The sequence below is a fragment of the Ruegeria sp. CDSB117 genome (genome assembly GCF_059611005.1).
In genome coordinates, this window is sequence record NZ_JBXWOS010000013.1 from 1 (window position 1) to 2757 (window position 2757).

At 54.2% G+C, this 2757-nt stretch carries 3 protein-coding genes; 2 read left to right on the forward strand and 1 reads right to left on the reverse strand.

Translation table 11 applies throughout. The features are described 5' to 3' along the window. Together AC2FJC_RS15005 and AC2FJC_RS15010 are read left to right on the forward strand one after the other, a co-directional pair. A partial coding sequence (locus AC2FJC_RS15005) for a hypothetical protein (protein WP_496740102.1) occupies positions 1–1338 on the forward strand: 1338 nt, incomplete at its 5' end. A gap of 186 nt (positions 1339–1524) precedes the next feature. After that, positions 1525–1920, forward strand: coding sequence for a rhodanese-like domain-containing protein (locus AC2FJC_RS15010; protein ID WP_170594474.1), 396 nt, complete (start codon positions 1525–1527; stop codon positions 1918–1920). A gap of 57 nt (positions 1921–1977) precedes the next feature. Here the strand turns inward: AC2FJC_RS15010 and AC2FJC_RS15015 are convergent. After that, positions 1978–2757: LysR substrate-binding domain-containing protein (locus AC2FJC_RS15015; RefSeq protein ID WP_496740103.1), on the reverse strand; the 780-nt coding region annotated here is incomplete at its 5' end.

Here is a 2757-nt window from a genome sequence, read left to right on the forward strand (position 1 = left end):
GTTGAACGCGCGCTAATCGATGCCATTCCAGCGCGTTATCCATCTTCATCGGATATTGAGGATTTCAGCCCGTGGAATGATGCCTTCGCTGATGCGATGCGAAAGGTTCACACCGAATTCGATCAGGACCTGGACGTGTCTGCGATTCTGGCCGAGTCGCTCATGAACCGGACACCTTGGCAGCTTTGGGATTTGCCGACCGGAAAGCCCGCCGAAGGGGCCGATACGCTCGAGGCAATATCCGTGCTCGAAAATGCGTTCGATACACTTTCCGGAGCATGGGAGCACGCAGGACTATTGCACATGTACATTCACCTGATGGAAATGTCGCCCCACCCCGAACGGGCACTGCGTCACGGCGATGTGCTCAGCACGCTGGTGCCCGAGGCCGGGCATTTGTTGCACATGCCGACCCATATCGACGTGTTGTGCGGAGACTACATGAACGTGGTACTGCGCAATCACAAAGCCATATTGGCAGATCGCAAGTTTCTGAAGCGCGAAGGCCCTGACAATTTCTATTCCGTCTATCGGTGCCACAACTATCACTTTAAAATATACGGTGCGATGTTCTTGGGGCAACCATCGGCAGCAATCGAAGCCGCCGATGAGCTGATCGACACCTTGCCGTCAGACACTCTTCGGCCTATGGCGGACTGGTTTGAAGGCTTCATTCCAATGAAGCAACATGTGCTGATCAGGTTTGGTCTCTGGCAGGATATTCTCGATCAGGATCTGCCAGAGGATGAAGAGCTTTACAGCGTGACCATTGCTATGATGCGGTATGCAAGGACGGTTGCCTTGGCCAACCTACACAGGGTCGCCGAAGCCGAGAGTGAAAAAGCCAAGTTCTATGATGCTCTGGCCAGAGTTCCTGAGACCCGAATGCTGTTCAACAACACATGCCGGGACATTCTGAAGGTCGCTGAGCAAATGATGCTGGGTGAGTTGGCCTATCACGCAGGAGAGCACGAAACGGCCTTTGACCACCTGCGAAAGTCAGTCGAGATCGACGACAACTTGCCATACGACGAGCCCTGGGGCTGGATGCAACCCACCCGTCATGCGCTGGGTGCTCTTCTTCTTGAGCAGGGCCAGATGGAGGAAGCCGAAGCTGTTTACCGTGCAGACCTTGGCCTGGATGCAACGCTTAGCCGGGCCTGTCAGCATCCGGGCAACGTCTGGAGCCTGCATGGCTTGCACGAATGTCTCACCCGGCGCGGTGAAACGGTCGAAGCCGCCCACATTAAGCCACAACTGGACAAGGCCACTGCTCGCGCCGAGGTGCCGATCAAGGCATCGTGTTATTGCAGGCAGAAGGCTTTGGCCGCCCAGTAATCACTGATCAACAGCAATGGCCGGGGTATTTGCGAGGCCCGCTTCTGCCGTTGACCGGGACTTATTTAACTTCGTTGATGGCAACAGTCTGGACGACGACAAGACTGCCAAGCATCGCTTCGGTGCCGATTTGCGGTAAATCAGCCGCATGGTAGCATAGCGCAGGATTTGCAGTCGGGGGGCAATATGGTCTTAACATTCGCACAAATGGAAGCTCAGGAAATATCCAAAGCAAATCCGATTTCAGCAACTGACGCGCTGGCAGTACTGATCGAAGACCCCAACGCACTTGTAGTGGACGTGAGGGATAGCGCTGAAATGGCGGCTACAGGTATCAGCCCTAGAGCAATTCCGGCTCCTGGTCGCGCCGTCGCTTGGATGGCAGACCTTGAAAGTGAATACAGATCTCAAGAGTTACAGGATCGTGGAAGGCGAATTTTCACCACTTGTGGCGGAGCTCCGAGCTACCGAGGCGCGGCAGCGGCAAATGTATTGACAGCGATGGGTTTTCAAAACGTGCAGTTCATCGATGGAGGGATGGCGGCTCTGATCGCAGCTGGCTCCTCCACAAAGCAGCCTTAAAAAACGGCGAAACCAACGGTCTCGAGCAAACAGAGCAGGGGAGTAAATAGATACTTCTCAACTTCCAGAGTTGTGTCTCGATACGACTTGCGACTGAGACTTAAGCCAGTTGACGAACACCTTAGCCTCGGGACGCTGAAATTCTGCTTGAGTCTGGATGTAATAGACGCCGAAGAGTGGCTCAGAGAACAACTCAATCATCCGACCAGATGACAGATCGTCCTCGAAAAAAGCTCTGGCAGAATACGTGATACCGTCACCCCGGCGAACCGCAGTCATGATCAGGTTCCCTGGCATGTGATTTATGGTCAATGGCTCGGGAGGTACGACCCCATGATAGGTGAACCAGTCGGCCGCCTCGTTGGTGCCCAGTTCCTGCAACCAGGGAAGCTTCGTTAAAGAGGCCGGGTCACGCAGATCTTGGCCTTCCACCAGTGAAGGTGCTCCGATCACGACCATGTCGGAAACAAGGACAGTATCCTCTTCTTTTCTTGGCATGCGTCTATCGTGATACCGAATGGCGACGTCGATACCACCTGGCTTTATCTGAACCAGCTCCGAGGTTGGGTTCAGCATCAAAGTGATCTCTGGATGTTGTCGTTGAAACTCTGCCATTCTTGGCAATAGCCACTCTACTGCGAATGCGGGTGACATGGTCACTTGAACGGGACGGTGCGCTGCATGTTCCGCCAGTCGTTCGACACCCCTTCCGATAATTTCGAAGCCGATACCCAGTTCACGTGCAAGAATGATGCCTGGCTCTGTCAATTCAATGCTGCGCCCACGTCTGGCAACGAGAGCTACACCCAAATGCCTTTCCAACGATTTCACCTGCTG